13 protein-coding genes and 1 riboswitch are annotated in these 16,874 nt (G+C 34.5%); all 13 genes read left to right on the forward strand.

Going from position 1 to position 16,874, the window contains the following annotated elements; all coding sequences use genetic code 11:
• Positions 1 to 12: 12 nt before the first annotated feature.
• Positions 13 to 2,811 (forward strand): TonB-dependent receptor, encoded by a 2,799-nt coding sequence (locus tag K6T82_RS01210; protein WP_223704197.1) that lies wholly within the window; start codon positions 13 to 15, stop codon positions 2,809 to 2,811.
• A gap of 63 nt (positions 2,812 to 2,874) precedes the next feature.
• Positions 2,875 to 4,389 carry an alkaline phosphatase D family protein gene (locus K6T82_RS01215; protein WP_223704198.1) on the forward strand — a complete coding sequence of 505 codons (1,515 nt, stop codon included), beginning with the start codon at positions 2,875 to 2,877 and terminating at the stop codon, positions 4,387 to 4,389.
• On the forward strand, positions 4,382 to 5,467 hold the full coding sequence (locus K6T82_RS01220; protein WP_223704199.1) for a zinc-binding dehydrogenase: 1,086 nt from the start codon (positions 4,382 to 4,384) through the stop codon (positions 5,465 to 5,467). The genes K6T82_RS01215 and K6T82_RS01220 overlap by 8 nt, the downstream gene beginning before the upstream one ends.
• A 2-nt stretch (positions 5,468 to 5,469) precedes the next feature.
• Entirely contained in the window at positions 5,470 to 6,669 is a 1,200-nt protein-coding gene (locus tag K6T82_RS01225) for an MFS transporter (protein ID WP_223704200.1), read from the forward strand.
• A 105-nt stretch (positions 6,670 to 6,774) separates the two neighbouring features.
• Positions 6,775 to 7,896: an N-acetylglucosamine-6-phosphate deacetylase gene (gene nagA, locus K6T82_RS01230; RefSeq protein WP_223704201.1), complete on the forward strand. Its 1,122-nt coding sequence runs from the start codon at positions 6,775 to 6,777 to the stop codon at positions 7,894 to 7,896.
• A 154-nt stretch (positions 7,897 to 8,050) separates the two neighbouring features.
• On the forward strand, positions 8,051 to 9,265 hold the full coding sequence (locus tag K6T82_RS01235; RefSeq protein WP_223704202.1) for a hypothetical protein: 1,215 nt from the start codon (positions 8,051 to 8,053) through the stop codon (positions 9,263 to 9,265).
• 14 nt (positions 9,266 to 9,279) lie between these two features.
• On the forward strand, positions 9,280 to 10,284 hold the full coding sequence (locus K6T82_RS01240; RefSeq protein ID WP_223704203.1) for an NHL repeat-containing protein: 1,005 nt from the start codon (positions 9,280 to 9,282) through the stop codon (positions 10,282 to 10,284).
• A 211-nt stretch (positions 10,285 to 10,495) separates the two neighbouring features.
• Positions 10,496 to 10,596: riboswitch (SAM riboswitch) on the forward strand.
• A gap of 243 nt (positions 10,597 to 10,839) precedes the next feature.
• A complete protein-coding gene (locus K6T82_RS01245) occupies positions 10,840 to 11,838 on the forward strand; it encodes a TlpA disulfide reductase family protein (protein WP_223704204.1) in 999 nt (332 codons plus the stop codon).
• A gap of 81 nt (positions 11,839 to 11,919) precedes the next feature.
• The gene (locus K6T82_RS01250; RefSeq protein WP_223704205.1) at positions 11,920 to 13,398 is read left to right on the forward strand and encodes an aminotransferase class V-fold PLP-dependent enzyme; all 1,479 of its coding nucleotides are present in this window, start codon (positions 11,920 to 11,922) and stop codon (positions 13,396 to 13,398) included.
• Between the two features lie 163 nt (positions 13,399 to 13,561).
• Positions 13,562 to 14,032: a cupin domain-containing protein gene (locus tag K6T82_RS01255; RefSeq protein ID WP_223704206.1), complete on the forward strand. Its 471-nt coding sequence runs from the start codon at positions 13,562 to 13,564 to the stop codon at positions 14,030 to 14,032.
• Positions 14,033 to 14,305: 273 nt separating this feature from the next.
• The gene (gene metN / locus K6T82_RS01260; RefSeq protein ID WP_223704207.1) at positions 14,306 to 15,337 is read left to right on the forward strand and encodes a methionine ABC transporter ATP-binding protein MetN; all 1,032 of its coding nucleotides are present in this window, start codon (positions 14,306 to 14,308) and stop codon (positions 15,335 to 15,337) included.
• Positions 15,330 to 15,983, forward strand: a complete 654-nt coding sequence (locus K6T82_RS01265) for a methionine ABC transporter permease MetI (protein WP_223704208.1) — start codon at positions 15,330 to 15,332, stop codon at positions 15,981 to 15,983. The genes metN and K6T82_RS01265 overlap by 8 nt, the downstream gene beginning before the upstream one ends.
• A 67-nt stretch (positions 15,984 to 16,050) precedes the next feature.
• On the forward strand, positions 16,051 to 16,863 hold the full coding sequence (gene metQ, locus K6T82_RS01270) for a methionine ABC transporter substrate-binding lipoprotein MetQ (RefSeq protein ID WP_223704209.1): 813 nt from the start codon (positions 16,051 to 16,053) through the stop codon (positions 16,861 to 16,863).
• Positions 16,864 to 16,874 lie beyond the last annotated feature (11 nt).

Genomic DNA, 16,874 nt, shown 5'->3' on the forward strand with positions numbered 1-16,874 from the left:
TTTTAAAAAATCATGAAAACATTCCTGTATGTTGTTATTGCATTGATCTTTGGCTCTTCGTACGCGCAAGAGGTCAAGGGTAGAATTAGTACTGAATCCGGCCCCTTACATCCGGCTTCCATTTTGGTTGTTGAAAAATCAAAAACAGTGGACAATGATCGTCATGGTAATTTCTCGATAAAATTGGAACCAGGAATATATCATTTAGAAATTTCAAGTGAAAATTATGCTTTAAAACATATTTCGGTAACTGTTTCAAATAAAAATGTTGATTTAGGCAATGTAATAATGACAGGACAGGAAGAGAAATTAGATGAAGTTGTCTTAGAATATTACACCAGTGGAGAAAAAAAGGCGATTGAAATGCGTCAGAAATCAAATGCTATTATGGATGTAGTAAGTGCTGATGCCATGGGAAAAATGCCCGATATCAGCGCTGCAGAAGCTGTTCAGAGAATTCCTGGTGTCAGTATCGACCGAGATCAAGGAGAAGGAAGATATGTTACTGTAAGAGGTACGCCGTCGCAATGGAGTTCGGCTACTATTAATGGTGATCGTATGCCGTCTGCTAAAACTTCGGGTGATTTGTTAGGAAATCGTACCGTTCCGATGGATTTGCTTCCGACCGAATTCTTAGAATATATTCAGGTAATTAAAGCGATTACACCTGAATATGAAGGCGATGCTATTGGAGGAACGATTAATTATATTCCGAAATTTTCGCCTAAAAAAGAAACCCTTCGTATTACAGGAAGTATTCCAGTAAACCTTCGTGCCGACGATAAAGTAGGATTTAACAGCACTGTTTTGTACGGAAACCGATTTTTCAATAAAAAGTTTGGCTTTTTGGTCATGTCCAATTACAACCGTCGTACGTATTCGACTGATGATTATGAAGTGGTTTACGGAAATGAATTGCACAACGTAAACACGCTGGACGTAAGAAATTATCAGGGAGTTAGAACCAACACAGGATTTAATGCAGCAACTGATTTTCGTTTCAATAAAAGAAATAAAATCTACGCAAGAGGGTATTACAGCCAATTTTTGGATGAAGAAGGAAACAGGAAAACCATGCACTATTTTAATAAAACCACAAATAATGCAGTTTTGAGATGGAGTACTGTTGATTATTTATTTAAAAATTATGGAGGTGAATTTGGCTACGAAAGCAAACTAACTGACAAATTAAAAATGAATGCAAAAGTAGCGGCGTATACATCTTGGGCAGGTTATAACGGACCTTCATCTGCAACTAAAAACGATCGTGGTTATTATTATGGAAACTGGATTCAGACTGTCAAATATGATAATCTGGTAAAAGTGGATGGCAAAGATTACAAGTTTCTCGAAGGAGACGGGCCAGCAGGTTATGTTGGTGATCCGGCCAATAATATCCAACCTCATTTTAATAAACCTTATGATCCTGAAAAATATTATTTGGACAGATACGTGACTTCAATTCGTAATGTGGAGGAAAAGGACAAAGTTGCTGCTTTAGATTTTGATTACAATGCCAATAAAGATTTAAAAATTAAATTCGGAGGAAAATTTAGAGATAAAAGCAGCACTTATGATTATCGTTACATCACTTGGATTTACGATACCAAAGCGCCAAAAGCCTATTTGAATCAATGGGAAAGAGAAGCATTTCCATCCAACAATTGGTTTCCTGAATTGAATAATACGTATGATAATCTGAAATTCAATTATCCAACAGAACGTTCTTTTATCGATCCAATGGGAAATCCTGCGATTGCCAAAAACTTAAAATACAATTATCAGGATGCGACGAATTCTAGTTATGCAACAGGAAATTATGATGCAACAGAGAAAGTTTGGGCAGGTTACGCATCTGGAGAATGGGATATTAATGAAGATTTCCGTTTTGTGGGAGGTATTCGTTATGAAAACACAGCGGTAGATGCCAAAAGTTACGAGTTCAATGACATTACAAAAGTGGTTACGCCAGTTTACGGAACAAAAAATTACGGCGCTTTTTTACCAATGGCGCATTTAATTTATAAACCGTCTAAAAAATTAGATTTAAGAGCGGCGGTAACGAGAACTTTTGCACGTCCGGCGTTTAACGAATTGAGTCCGAGCACGAGAGTAAATCCAGATAATCATACGGTTGTAGAAGGAAATGTGGATTTAAAGCCAACCTTCTCTTGGAATTATGATGTAATTGGAACGTTTTATTTAAACAAAACCGATTACCTGACTGGAAGTGCTTTTTATAAAGATTTGTCGGATCTTATCTATACACAATCGCATGATGAAATTAGAACGGTTGGAGGTGAAACTTTCTTGTATAAAGTCTCAAAACCATTAAACTCTGATAATGCCTTTTTATACGGATTCGAAGTTGGTTTCAACAAAAAGTTCTCTGAATTGCCTGGATTTTTAAGATTTTTCAGTTTTAAAGGAAATTACACTTTTACCAAATCTCAAACGACATTAGAAGAAAGAGGAGATGAAAAAATCGGATTGATGAACCAATCGCCAAATATCTTCAATGCATCGCTTATTTACGAATACAAAGGATTTGCCGCAAGATTAGCAGCTAATTATCGTGAAGCTTTTTTAGTAGAAATTCGCGATAATCCTGGAGCAGACAGATATCAGGATAAAGATTTTCATTTGGATATGAACCTTTCGTATACGACATCAAACAAAATCACTTTTTTCATCGATTTGAACAATTTGAACAATCAAGAATTACGCTATTATCACGGTGTAGTGTCAAGACCTGAACAAGTTGAGTATTATGGAATTAGAGGACGAGTGGGAGCGAGTTACAGGTTTTAAAGATAATAATAAGCCAACATACAGATAACATTCAAGCAGTAATATTGCCAATTTTATAATAAGATGAACAGAAGACGTTTTGTAAAACAATCAATGCTGGGGATGATGCCGATACTGTTCCCTTCATTATTTTTATCGCTGCTAAATTCAAATGAAAACAACTATTTCATTCACGGAATAGCTTCAGGAGATCCAACTGAAAATGCGGTAATTATTTGGACACATATTAACACCAATTCTATTGGAGAATGCAAAGTAGAATGGCAGATTTCAACCGATAAAAATTTCAATTCAGAGATTAAAAAAGGTTTTACCATCACTTCGCAAGCAAGAGATTATACGGTGAAAGTAGATGTGACCGATCTTAAAAAGAATCAGGTTTACTATTACCGATTTATTTACAACAATGCTGTTTCAGATATTGGAATCTGTAAAACGTTTCCAGATTCGGCTGTAAAACCTTTGCAGATTGCCGTTATCAGCTGTAACAATTATGAAGATGGTTATTTTACCTCTTTCCAACATATTGCAGACAATCCAGAAATCGATTATGTTTTTCACTTAGGCGATTACATTTATGAATACGGAACAGGGCAATATTGCAATAAAGTCTTTTTGGAACAAAGTCATAGAATAAATGATCCGCTGCACGAATTGGTTTCGTTGTCAGATTATAGAAAAAGATATGCTCTTTATCGTAAAGATAAAGAGCTTCAAAAAGCGCATCAGCACAAACCTTTCATCTGTATTTGGGACGATCACGAATTGGCCAACAATGCTTATAAAGACGGTGCTAAAAACCATCAAAGTGACGAAGGAAATTGGACTGATAGAAGTGCTGCTGCTATGCAAGCTTATTTTGAATGGATGCCTGTAAGAGCTAAATCGGCTTCAGAAATGATTCGTTCGATAAAAATAGGAAATGATGCTAATTTCGTTTTTATGGAAGAAAGATTGGACGGAAGAGACAAACAGCTCTTAAGCAACGATCTTGGAAAACAAAGTCCAGACCGAAAAATGATTTCGTACAAACAGTTCAAATTTTTATCTGATGAATTAAAAAACAGCAATGCACGTTGGAACTTTTTGGTCAATCCTGTAATGTTTACAGGTTACAAAAGTAAAAAAGAAGAGTCTGTAAAAGAAGAAGATTGGTGGACAGGTTATCCGTATCAAAGAAACCGACTTATTGAAGTTTTTCAAAGCTTAAAAAATCCACCGATTATTTTAACTGGAGATCATCATCAAAGTCATGTTTTAGAATTGTATGCTAAAAATCAGATTTCAAAAGAAAATTTTGCAGCATGGGAATTTCTAACGCCGTCAATCACTTCAAAAAATGACGATCGTCTTTCTGAAGAAAAAATAATCAAAAAAAGTGAAATGCTTTATAAACTGAATCCCCACATGGTGTACAATAATATCGCGGCTCATGGTTATTTTATTCTGAAAGTGGCTCAGAAAGAAATCAATATAGACTACAAATTCAATCAAGATATTTTACTGCCCAACAGCGGTGAAAAAAACGGACCTCAATTTAAAATTGATAATTTAAACAACTTAACAAAAAATGTGTAATTCATGCGTAATGCTCTTTGACGACAGAGAGCGAAGCATTCTTCCAGAATTTACAGCACTTCCTAAACTTAAAAGCGGTGAAATACTAGTAAAAAACAAATACGCAACCTTATGCGGAAGCGATTTACACACCTTCACAGGAAGAAGAAAAGAACCATCTCCAATTGTTTTAGGCCACGAAATTGTGGGCGAAATTATAGAAATGGCTTCTAACGAACCTTTTTATGATTTGAATGGAAACATCTTAAAACTAGGAGATATTGTTACTTGGACCATTTTTGCAGCTCCAAACGAAGATGAATTTGTAAAAGATAAAATGCCTCAAAAATCGGCTAGTTTATTTAAATACGGACATGTAAAATTTACCAAAGAAGAAAAATTCAACGGTGGTTTAGGAACGCATTGTGTACTAAAAAAAGGAACGGGAATTCTAAAAGTTCCTTCATCAATAAACGAAAAATTCGCCCCAATAATCAATTGTGCGGGAGCTACAGCAATGGCTGCTTTTCGCTTAATCGATAAAATTGAAAATAAAAATGTACTGATTCTTGGCGCAGGAGTTCTTGGATTAATTGCTTCATCAATTGCAGAACAAAAAAAGGCAGCTTCTGTTACTGTTTTTGATATTGATAAGGATCGACTTGAAAAAAGTAAATCTTTTGGAGCCAAATATATTTATAACGCTTTATCGCCAATTGAAGAATTAGAAAACATTATGTCTCAATTTTATAAAAAAGGTTTTGATGTAATAATCGATATGAGCGGTTCTGTTGATGCTATAAAAACAGGATTAAAATACAGCGCAATAGGAACACAGCACATTTGGATTGGAGCGGTAACGCCAACAGAAGATATAGCTGTAAATCCAGAAATGATGATAAGGAAATTGTTGAGCATCAAAGGAATGCATAATTACAATTTTGAAGATTTTGTAAATGCCGTTTCCTTTTTTGAAGAGCATTTTTCAGCTTATCCTTTTCAAACTTTCATAGAAAAAGAATTTGAACTCAAAGAAACCAAAGAAGCATTTGAATATGCTGTAAAATACAAACCTTTCAGGGTTTTAATCAATATTTAAAAATGAGAACAATCTCAAAAAAATATCAAATGCTTTTTCTAACCATGTTTTGTTACCTGTTTTTTTACACAGGCAGACATAATTTTGGATGGGCAACAAAAGCAATGCGGGAAGACTTAGGGATCTCGTACACTTTCATTGGCTGGATCAGTTTTGCCATGCTGATTGGTTATTCAATCGGACAGTTTATTAATGGAAACTTAGCGGATCGTTTCAGTCCAAAATACATGGTGCCGCTTGGCGCTTATCTTTCCATTGCTTGTAATTTAGGAATCAGTTTTACGCATTCGTCTTACATTATTCTGATTTTATGGTTTTTAAATGGTTATTTTCAATCGATGGCTTGGGCGCCAGGCGGAAGAATTATCGCCAATTGGTTTTCAAGCGAAGAAAGAAACAAAGCCTTCGGAATGTATACAATGGCTGCAGGATTTTCATCGGCAGTAACTTTTGCCATTTCGATTTATATTACCTCACTGCATTTAGAATGGCGAATGTTGTTCAGAATTCCAGTTTTATTACTTCTAGTTTCGGCAACCGTTTTTCTGATCTTTATAAAACCATCGCCAGTTGCAATTGAAAAAAAAGCAACAGGATTCGATTTCGATGCAATCAAAAAAAGCTATAAAGATGTTTTAGGAAATAAAAAGTTCCGAATTGTCTGTCTGTCATTCGGCTTAGAAAGCATGGCGCGTTATGGATTGATATTTTGGATTCCAGTTCACTTTTTAGGAAACGATTGGCAAAGTGATCCATCTTTAATTTGGGTAACCTTTCTGCTTCCACTAGGAATGGCTTTAGGCGCTTTTTCCTTCGGACAGCTTTCTACTTATTATTTCAAAAGTAATTACCGTTCTATTTTCTTCGGAATGTTGATTTGTTCTTGTCTTTCTTTTTTATTGTTCTTCACTCATAATGCAAGTTTAGTTGTAATAAGTCTGCTTTTAATAACCTGTGGTTTTTTTGTCTACGGACCACAGGCAAACTTTTGGGCTTTGTGTCCAGAAATTATGGGAACCGAAAGAACAGGAACTTCAATAGGAATTATGAATATGTGCGGTTATTTATTTGCCGCTTTCGGCGAACCGCTTTTAGGATTTATAATTGAAAAAACAGGAGAAACAAAATTCTTGTTTATGATCATTGCTTTAATCTGTCTGCTTTCTTCCTTGAGTATTTATGCTGTCAGAAGAGAAAATTAAAATATTGTGTTTATGTTTTTAAATTTTTGCCAAGTGATATTTCATTTGGCAAAAATTGCTTTTTTTAATCATTACTTATTTAAATTTGAAAAAAAGAAATAAAAGATGAAACAAGCAATCGTAAATGCAATTATACATACAGGAGAAGAAATAATCGAAAATGGAGTCGTAATTGTAGAAAACGGTACTATTACTTCGGTTCAAAAAGAAATTCCCACTGATATTGAAATAATAGATTTAAATGGAAAACATCTTGCTGCTGGTTTTATAGATATTCAGATTAATGGTGGAGAAAAATACTATTTCAGCCAAACTCCAAACGAAGAAACCATTCAAGATATTTACGATGCAAGTATGAAATACGGTACCACTCATGTTTTGCCTTGTTTGATTTCGTCGTCGAAAGAAACCATTTTGCAAGGAATTGAAGCAATTCGTGATTACAGGAAAAAACATAATAACGGTGTAATTGGAATGCATTTGGAAGGACCATTTTTGAATCCGCAAAGAAGAGGCGCACACAGTGTTGACCAAGTTAGAAAACCAACGAACGAAGAACTTCAGGAAATTATCAGTAGAGGGAAAGACGTTATAAAAGTCATTACAATCGCTCCCGAATGTTTTACAGAAGAACAACTGGATATGCTAATAGAAAGCGGTATTACAATTTCAATCGGACATTCCACCATTACACACAAAGAAGCACAGCCATATTTTGCAAAAGGAATAAACCTTGTTACGCATTTATTTAATGCCATGACACAATTTGGTCATCGCGAACCTGGTTTGGTCGGAGCTGTTTTTGAAAATGAAGACGTTTTTGCTCCCGTTATATTAGACGGAGTTCATTGTGATTATGCAGCAGCAAAAGTGGCCTATAAAGTAAAGAAAGAAAAATTCTTCCTTATCAGTGATGCTACATTTTTAGGACGAAAAGTGGCCAATTTTAAATGGGATAATTTTGATGCACATTTAGTAGATGGTTTTTACAGAAACGAAGATGGTAATCTTGCAGGTGCAACAATTTCAATGACAGAGGCGGTCCAAAATGCTTTTAATCATTTGAATGTACCAGCAGATGAAGCCATAAAAATGGCAACGACAAGAGTTGCTGCGGCCATAGGAATTCAAGATGAAATTGGAAAAATTAAAGCTGGTTTTCCTGCCATTTTTGTTCAGTTTGATCCAGATTTAACCGTTATCAAAACTTTAGATTTGACGGAATAATAAGTTTGAAATCTGATCATTAAGTATAGTATTGGTTTACATAAGTTTATTATTTATACACTTTTGGTTAATATTTTTCTTGCAATTCACTTGTTTATATCAGACATATTTATAGTTTTGCAACATATTTAACCCCAAACCTACATACTTACAGATGAGAAAAAACACTCACTATTTTTTGCTTGCATTATTGTCAAGCATCATTTTTGGTTGCAGTGACGATGGAGATTCGTACCAACCAAATTATCTGCCAAGCATTGATGCGACAACTTTGCCTGCAGAAAATCATCCGATGACCATGTTTGAAGATGATGAAAGTCCTTCAAAAATGTATGATAAAACCGATCGTTGGTTTAGAGTAAATGAACCGCTTCAGATTATTCAGAAAGGAAAAGATTCGGTACAAGTTTCACTGTATTCGCCAGTCGGACTTTCAGATGTAAAAATATACGCGAAACTGCCAAATTACAGCAAACGATTTCTGATTTACAATTTTTCTAAAATTCCTGCTTTTCATCGTTCCTTTCACAAAATTCCTTTGACGGATCAGAAAAACGATTATTTGTTGGAAACAGGAAATACAGTAACCATCGATAAAATTGAAGGATTCTCTTCTGGAGCAATTGAGTTTTCTGTAGAATCGGAAGATCCGTTATTTCAAAAATTCAAAAAAATAAAATCCAATCATTTGGTTCAGTTTCATGATGGCTATCATATTAACGAACTAGGGAAATTTCTTCCGATGAATCCGGTTTTGGCTAAAGAAGCTATTACTATGATTATCAATTATTCTTATGCTTTAAGTCATCCGTTGTATTACAATACATTTACCAATTTTGACAAATACAAACAAGAACAGGCAGCAACTGCTGGTACTGCCATAAGCGGAGCGTTGAACTGGCACGGAAATGCGGACGATGTTGACGGAGTTTATGATTATTATTCTAAAGAAGAAATCGAAAAAATCTACTGGAATTATTTGGATAAAAGAACGGTTTACATGGCAATGGTAGGCGGAGATTCTGCTTGGGGAGGAGGAAATTTAGCTTCGCAATGGGAGTCAGGATATGTTACAGGACATTGGGTTGGAGAAATGTCAGTTTGGTCGCATGAATATTCGCATCATATTGGTTTTAGTCACAGCAGTAATTTGGCCAACAGTGGAGAAGGTGGAGGACAACAAGAAATGCTGACCCATTTTTATAAGTATTTAATTTATTTGAATGATCTTCCTTTTATAGACCCAGACGTTTTGAAGACGTATTCTAAAACAAATTATGTAAAAGGAGCTTATAAGAAACCAGTATTTGCGATCAATCCGAAAAATCCGTTTTTGCTGAAATATAAAGGTGAAGGAAAATGGAATTAAAATATAAAATGAACATGAAACATATTTTGCCCTTAATCTTTGCGCTTTGTTTTTTTACAAGTTGCAGTAAAGACGATATCGAATCTAAAAATTACGATTATTATTATCCAACAGATGAAGCGTCGATTAGTGCCGAAAGTATTCCGGGAACTACAGCTGCATTTGACCCAAAAGGAATTGCCGTTTCAAATGAGAAATTATATGTGATAAATGGCGATGTTTTAGAAATTTTTAATGCTGTAACGCTTTCTCATATCAAAACTATCAAGGAATTTACAAAAGGAACTACGACAATTCCGTTAACGGCTTTAACTTCAGTTTCTGTTGATAACGGACGTATTTACGTTGGAAGTACAGAATCAAGATTATTTGTTTTTGATGAAACGACAAATGTTGGAATCAGTACTGTTGGAAATGGCCAATGGTGGCAGACTTTTGTGCACGTTTTCGGTGTTGTGGCCAAAGACGGATTGGTATTTGTAAAAGAAAAAAACAACATTATAAAAGTACTTGATGCTTCTCAAATTACAGAAACCAGTAATTGGAATTTAGAACCAATCGCAAAACTAAACACTTTAAATGGGTATACAGAAGTTTATTCTTTAGATGTTTATGATGGAAATCTGGTTGTAGCCGGAAGAGACGCGAAGAGTTATTTGTATTATAATATTGCCAATATTAAAGCGAATGCAGCCAATTCATTAACGACGCCAATTGAACCAGAAAAAGTTCAATTTACCGATATTAAACCCATTGCTGTTTCTTTCAGTAAAGATTGGGCAGTAACTTCTGAAAATGTAGGAAGCGCTTCTTATTTGCGATTGTATCCAAAAGAAGAATTCAGTAAAAAGAATTATAAAGCGGTGGTAAATGCCTCTGATATTTTGGGTAAAAATGCATTTGGCACTATAGTAGGAACTGCTCAGTTAAATGATCGCATTTTTTTATCGGATAATACGAATAAAAAAATCAGAGTGATAAAACTCAATAAATCCACAATTGCAGAACAAAACAATTAATCGTTTAAGATTTAAAATTTGAAAAGCCTGTAAATTACTCTTGTTTACAGGCTTTTTTTAAATTATTTTTTTTATTGTAAATCATTGTTTTGTAGTTGTTTAATGAGTGTTTAAAAGTTCGTTTTAAATAAAAATTAAAAAAACATAATTAAAACTTGACTAATTTGGTAGAATTAGTATATATTTGCATAATAGAAAATTTATAAAATGATACTTATCCAGAAAGACTGAGGGAATGGGCCCGATGAAGTCTTAGCAACCTGTTGCCGAATAAGGTGCTAAATCCTTCCCGTTTTGTGGGACAGATAAGAAAAGAGATTGCTAAATCTGAATAAGATCATTAACATTAAAACTTTATTTTTTAAAATGGAAATAGAATCAACTATATACGCCGGTTACGAAGTTTTGAATACCATTTTCGAACAAAATAGTCTTGTTTTTTTTCGAATGCGAAAGCGCTAGTTTCTCTCTTAAAAATTATTTTCAAATAAATACGCTGATGACTTTTGGCATTGGCCTGAAATTCTTTTGTCTAATCTTAAAACTCAAAATAAAATGAAAAAAATACTACTAGGTTTTGCCTTATTTTTTGGAATATTCCAAACGCAGGCGCAAGAAAACAATTTGCAATTAAAAGGAACTGTTGTCGATACTGTTGCAAAATATGTGTATCTGCAAAAGTTTCACAATAAAATGTTTACGACTATTGATTCGGTAAAAGTAAAAGATGGAAATTTTAGCTTTAAAACTAAAGTGAAAACACCAGAACTATACGGATTAAGCGTAAATACAGCAGATTCACCATTGTATATTTTCCTTGAAAAAGGACCTATTACAGTAAAATTAAGTCCGAAGAAATATTACACGAATTCGGTTGTAGAAGGTTCTGCTACACAAGATTTGTTTGAAACGTACAAGAAAACAAAAGAGGTAGAAATTAGTAAATTCATTACAGAGCATCCTAATTCCATCGTTTCGGCTTATGTATTATACAGAAACTGGTCGTACCGTTTGACTCCAGAACAAATCACGCAAAATATTGCTTTACTAGACAAAAGTCTTCAGAATAGCACTTACGTGAAAGAACTAAAAGATTTAGCCATTGTTTTAGACGGATTAGCAGTAGGAAAAAAAGCCCCAGATTTTACGGCCAATGATACTGAAGGAAAACCGGTTCATTTTTCTGAAAATTTGAAAGGCTACACTTTAGTCGATTTTTGGGCTTCATGGTGTGGTCCATGCCGAAGAGAAAATCCCAACATTGTGGCGGCTTACAAAGAGTTTCACGATAAAGGATTTAACATCATCGCCATTTCTTTAGACAAAAAGAAAGAAAACTGGATCAAAGGAATTCAGGATGATAATTTAACTTGGACGCATGTTTCAGATTTGCTTTTCTGGAATAGCGCTGTTGCTAAATTATACGGGGTAAGAGCCATTCCAGCCAATTATTTAGTGGATTCTAAGGGAACAATCGTAGCTAAAAATCTTCACGGAGAAGAATTGCAATCGACACTTAAATCTCTTTTAGACAAAAAAGTCAGCAACAACTAATAAAATTAATTACTTCTGAATTTTGAATTCATTCGAAATTCAATCTAAAATACAATTTGTTAATTTAAAAATGATAGGGAAATGAATGCTATTGAGCCAACAACAAAACCAACAGAATCTCAGTGTTACTTTTTTAAATTTAGAGAAAACACAGTAGGAATAGATCATATTTTTGAATCGGTTTATGGAGAACAAAATCTGATATATGCAGATTGGGTCGCCAGCGGAAGATTATACACGCCGATTGAAGATATTATGCTAAATAAAATTGGTCCAATGATTGCCAATACGCATTCACTTTCAAGTCAAACCGGAAAAACGTCGACTTATGCTTATCAATATGCGAGAGAGATTATTAAAAAATCGGTCAATGCAAATGAGTCAGATGTTTTAGTAACAACAGGAACCGGAATGACAGCCGCTTTATCAAAATTGCAACGAATTATCGGCTTAAGAAAAACATACGAAAATGAAAAAGATAAACCAGTTGTTTTTATCACACACATGGAACATCACTCTAATCAAGTTCCTTGGTATGAAACCAATGCAGATGTGGTCATTCTTCCTGCTGATGAAGACAATTTAGTCGATCCGGAGAGTCTTTCTACAGAAATAAAAAAATACGCAGACAGGAGTTTAAAAATCGGTTCGTTTACCGCTTGTTCAAATGTTACGGGAATTATTACTCCTTATGATGAGCTAGCCAAAATCATGCATCAAAATGGTGGATTGTGTTTTGTAGATTTCGCTGCCTCTGCACCGTACGTTAAAATCGACATGCATCCGAAAGATCCTGAACAGCAATTAGATGCCATTTTCTTTTCGCCTCATAAATTCTTGGGCGGACCTGGAACTTGCGGAATTTTGGTTTTCAATAAAAAATTATATCAATCTGATTTTCCCGATAATCCGGGTGGAGGAAATGTAAAATGGACCAATCCGTTGGGGAATTACTGTTACAGCGATGTAATAGAAGTAAGAGAAGATGGAGGAACTCCAGGATTTTTGCAGGTAATTCGTGCTGCTTTGGCTTTAGAGCTGAAAGAAAAAATGGGCGTTGAACAAATTGCAAAAAGAGAAAAAGAACTTTTGAATCTGTGTTTTTCGAAACTTCAAAAAATACCAGGTTTGTCCATTTTAGGAGATTTAAAAAGCAAACGAATTGGCTGTGTTTCTTTTGTAATTGAAGATATTCATTACAATTTAATCGTACGACTTTTAAATGATCGTTTCGGAATTCAGGTTCGTGGCGGTTGGTCGTGTGCAAGTACATACGCACATTATTTGTTCAATATTGATGAAAAACGTTCCAAAGCCATTACCAATGAATTGCTAGAAAAGAATCAAACCAATAAACCAGGTTGGGTTCGTTTGTCATTGCATCCAATAACAACAGATGAAGAGCTTTTATTTATTTGTAATGCCATTCAGCAAGTAGCTCTACATTATAAAAAATGGCAGAAAGAGTACGAATATAATCCTGCCACAAACGAATTCGAGAATCCTAAAATCAACAATACAATCGAAAGAGAAGTAAAAGAATGGTTTGAACTGGATTAAAATTTAACCACATAGAAACATAGATTTTTAATTCGTGAAAAAAAGATTGCTAAAGAAAAGCAAGCTTTTCAACACATAGCTATGTTTGTTTAAACAAATGAAATGCCTTCTCTAGACAAAGTAAATCTATGATTCTATGTGTTTCAAAAAACGAAAATAAAGAATGAAAACAATACCAAGAAGAGTTGTAACGGGTTTAAAAAACGGTAAATCAATTATAGAAGAAGATGCCACTGTAACCAATGTTTCAGAACATTTTCCAGGATTAATTATTTCTGATATATGGTCAACAAATACTAGTCCTGCTAAATTTGAAGAAGAAATTATAGAAAATACCGCTTTTCCGAACACACCCAAAAACGGTAGTTATTTTCGATATGTACAGATTCCTCCCGATAAAGATTTAGGAATCGTTGCTACTGAAGGTCAGCCGCATCCTTTAATGCATCAAACAGATACGTTGGATTATATTATCATTATTTCAGGTGAAATTTATTTGATTGTCGATGAAGAAGAAACGCTATTAAAAACGGGAGATATCGTAATTCAGCGCGGTACCAATCATGCATGGAGTAATCGCTCTGATTCGCCTTGTATTCAATTAGCGATTTTATTAGATGCTAAGAATGATTAAATTAAGGTGCAAACGATGTAGTAGTCTATTAGGTTGATAGGGAAATAAAAGTTTTGATAGATTTTGCATTAAAATTGAAAATAACTGCTTAAATTTGCAATCGCAATGAGAAAAAACAACCAGAATATGAAGAATTATTATAACAGCGCTATGATGTGCTGTGTTTTTGTAATGCAATTCATAGATCTGGCTTCTATATAAAACTATATTATTTATTTCAAAAAGCCTTTCATGAATATTTGAAAGGCTTTTTGTTTTAACCTTGATTACGAAATGATTGAATTAAAAAATGTAACCAAAACTTTTCATCAGAAGGATAGGATTGTTACTGCCTTGTCTGATGTCTCGCTGCGAGTTCCGCAAGGGAAAGTTTTTGGTGTAATTGGCACTTCGGGTGCTGGAAAAAGTACGCTGATTCGCTGTGTGAATTTGTTGGAAAGGCCCACTTCGGGAGAAATTATTGTAGATGGAAAAGCTTTGATGCAATTGTCAAACTCAGAATTGGCGATCGAAAGAAGACAAATCGGAATGATTTTTCAGCATTTCAATTTGCTTTCTTCTAGAACTGTTTTCGAAAATGTGGCTTTCCCTTTAGAGTTGGCAGGAATTTCAAAAAACGAAATCAAAAGCAGAGTTTTAGAATTGCTGCAATTGGTTGGTTTGGCAGAAAAGGCAAACGATTATCCGGCAAGTCTTTCGGGCGGACAAAAACAAAGAGTAGCGATTGCGAGAACTTTGGCCAATAATCCGAAAGTATTGTTGTGCGATGAAGCTACAAGTGCTTTGGATCCTGCAACGACACGTTCTATTTTGAATTTACTGAAAGATATTAACAAGCGCTTAAACATCACGGTTTTATTGATTACACATCAAATGGAAGTTGTAAAGTCAATTTGTGATGAAGTTGCGGTTATCAGTCACGGAAAACTTATAGAACAGGGAAGTGTTGGTGAAATCTTCGCTGATCCGAAAGAGGAATTGACTAGAGAATTTATTTCTTCTTCTCTCCATATTGAAGTTCCATCTGTTTATCAGGAAAAATTACAGAAAGAAGATAATGGAAATCTGAATCCGTTACTGAAATTAGAAATGACTGGAAAATCGGTTAACGAACCAGTTATTTCAGAAGTTTCAAGACTTTTTGATACCGATTTCAAAATCGTAAGCGCACAAATGGATCAAGCAGGCGAAGTAAATTTTGGTGTAATGCTGATTGAGCTTTCAGGAAAACGCGAAAATTATGATGCTGCGATTCAATATTTTAATTCAAAACACATTAAAACAGAAATTATAGGTTATGTCTGATTCTCTTATAGATTTATTATTAAAAGGAACATGGGAGACCATTGTTATGACCTTTGTATCTGGCTTTTTCGGTTTTTTATTGGGACTTCCAACAGGAATTTTGCTTTTCCTTACCCGTAAAAATCAAATCTTGGAACAGCCTGTTTTAAACCGTATTTTATCGGTTTTGGTAAATGTTTTTCGTTCCATTCCATTCATCATTTTAATCGTTTGGATGATTCCTTTTACACGCGCTATTGTTGGAACTTCAATTGGTGTTAGTGCGGCTTTGGTTCCTTTAAGTATTGGAGCGGCGCCGTTTATTGCTCGTTTGGTAGAAAACAGTTTGCTAAGCTTGCCTTCTGGTTTAATCGAAGCAGCAAGAGCTTTAGGTGCAACACCTTTTCAAATAGTTTACAAAGTTTTACTTCCAGAAGCTTTACCTTCTTTAATCAATGCGGCTTCAATTACGTTAATCACGCTTGTGGGGTATTCTGCAATGGGTGGAGCAGTTGGAGCTGGAGGTTTAGGACAAGTTGGCTATCAATACGGATATATCGGTTATGATGCCGTAACCATGAATTCTGTTTTAGGTTTATTGGTCATCCTAGTATTTATAATTCAGTTTGCGGGAGACAAATTATCAAAACGATTCGATCATAGATAATTTAGACTAAAGTCAAAAGTCGAAAGTTGAAAGAGAAATTTTAGAAATTAAAAAATATACAATTATTATGAAAAGAAATATTTTAAAAACAGCTGGAGTTTTGGCTTTGGCACTTATTTTATCAAACTGTGGAAATGATAAAAAAAATGATCCACATTTTATTAAAGTTGGGGTTGCTGCTGGACCAGAATTGAAAGTAGCGGAAGCAGCTAAAAAAGTAGCCAAAGAAAAATTCGGATTGGAAGTCGAACTAGTATCGTTCAACGACTATGTGATTCCAAATGAAGCCTTAAGTCAAGGTGATATTGATGCAAATGCTTTTCAGCATAAACCGTACATGGATGAACAATCTAAACAACGCGGTTATAAATTAGCCATTATCGGAAAAACGTTTGTTTACCCAATTGCAGGGTATTCTAAAAAAATAAAAAGCCTTTCTGAATTGAAAAATGAAAGCACAATCATTATTCCGAATGATCCAACAAATGGAGGACGTTCTCTATTGCTTTTACAGAAAAATGGTTTATTGAAATTGAAAGATGGTGTCGGTTTGTTGCCAAAGGTAACAGACATTGTTGGTAATCCTAAAAATCTAAAGATATTAGAATTGGAAGCACCACAATTGCCACGAGCTCTAGACGATGCAAATGTTTCAATTGCAATTATCAATAATACTTTTGCTTCTCAGGCGGGATTAGTACCATCTCGCGATGCACTATTTGTTGAGGACAAAGAATCTCCTTATGTGAATTTAGTTGTGAGTCGTGAGGACAATAAAAATGAAGAAAAAATAAAACAGTTTTTACAAGCTTTCCAGTCTCCAGAAGTAGAAAAAGCAGCCGAAACCGAATTTAAAGGAGGAGCAGTAAAAGGCTGGTAAAAATTGATATT

Origin of the sequence: Flavobacterium potami, from assembly GCF_020026915.1 — a bacterium.
GTDB lineage: Bacteria > Bacteroidota > Bacteroidia > Flavobacteriales > Flavobacteriaceae > Flavobacterium > Flavobacterium potami.

What these genes read in the sequence shown, in the direction of transcription:
- K6T82_RS01265 (WP_223704208.1), top strand. Translation starts at nt 15,330, where the DNA reads ATGTCTGATTCTCTTATAGATTTATTATTAAAAGGAACATGGGAGACC.
- K6T82_RS01235 (WP_223704202.1), top strand. Translation starts at nt 8,051, where the DNA reads ATGAGAAAAAACACTCACTATTTTTTGCTTGCATTATTGTCAAGCATC.
- K6T82_RS01225 (WP_223704200.1), top strand. Translation starts at nt 5,470, where the DNA reads ATGAGAACAATCTCAAAAAAATATCAAATGCTTTTTCTAACCATGTTT.
- K6T82_RS01250 (WP_223704205.1), top strand. Translation starts at nt 11,920, where the DNA reads ATGAATGCTATTGAGCCAACAACAAAACCAACAGAATCTCAGTGTTAC.
- K6T82_RS01215 (WP_223704198.1), top strand. Translation starts at nt 2,875, where the DNA reads ATGAACAGAAGACGTTTTGTAAAACAATCAATGCTGGGGATGATGCCG.
- K6T82_RS01210 (WP_223704197.1), top strand. Translation starts at nt 13, where the DNA reads ATGAAAACATTCCTGTATGTTGTTATTGCATTGATCTTTGGCTCTTCG.
- nagA (WP_223704201.1), top strand. Translation starts at nt 6,775, where the DNA reads ATGAAACAAGCAATCGTAAATGCAATTATACATACAGGAGAAGAAATA.
- K6T82_RS01255 (WP_223704206.1), top strand. Translation starts at nt 13,562, where the DNA reads ATGAAAACAATACCAAGAAGAGTTGTAACGGGTTTAAAAAACGGTAAA.
- K6T82_RS01245 (WP_223704204.1), top strand. Translation starts at nt 10,840, where the DNA reads ATGAAAAAAATACTACTAGGTTTTGCCTTATTTTTTGGAATATTCCAA.
- K6T82_RS01240 (WP_223704203.1), top strand. Translation starts at nt 9,280, where the DNA reads ATGAAACATATTTTGCCCTTAATCTTTGCGCTTTGTTTTTTTACAAGT.
- K6T82_RS01220 (WP_223704199.1), top strand. Translation starts at nt 4,382, where the DNA reads ATGTGTAATTCATGCGTAATGCTCTTTGACGACAGAGAGCGAAGCATT.
- metN (WP_223704207.1), top strand. Translation starts at nt 14,306, where the DNA reads ATGATTGAATTAAAAAATGTAACCAAAACTTTTCATCAGAAGGATAGG.
- metQ (WP_223704209.1), top strand. Translation starts at nt 16,051, where the DNA reads ATGAAAAGAAATATTTTAAAAACAGCTGGAGTTTTGGCTTTGGCACTT.